At 41.0% G+C, this 366-nt stretch carries 1 protein-coding gene; it reads right to left on the minus strand.

The window, feature by feature from the left end:
- Window positions 1-366 (minus strand): AAA family ATPase (locus PZH32_RS11770; RefSeq protein WP_275208438.1); only part of this gene is annotated, 366 nt, incomplete at both ends.

Here is a 366-nt window from a genome sequence, read left to right on the forward strand (position 1 = left end):
TTTCATCCATAGCTGTATTAAATGTAAGGTCAACATTTGCCGCTGATCCCCACACCCGTCCTGTATAGTAACGGTAATTATCTGCACGGCGTCTGTCTTCTTTCCGGATCACCTGCTCAGCTTCTTTCTTACTGATATTCAGACGCTCCATAATCCGTTTTGCCCTTACTTCCAATGGTGCAGTGAAGAACAGTTTTAAAGTCTTCTCATTTTCACGCAATACATAATCCGAACATCTTCCAATGATCACACATTTTCCTTTGGCCGCCAGCTCCCTGATTACTTTTGATTCTGCTTCAAAAATCTTATCTTTCGGAGCCTCTTCCTCTTCCTTTCCATAAAGATACATCTGATTTACAAAATCAT

This window comes from Adlercreutzia equolifaciens (assembly GCF_029076695.1).
In the GTDB taxonomy this organism is placed as follows: domain Bacteria; phylum Actinomycetota; class Coriobacteriia; order Coriobacteriales; family Eggerthellaceae; genus Adlercreutzia; species Adlercreutzia equolifaciens_A.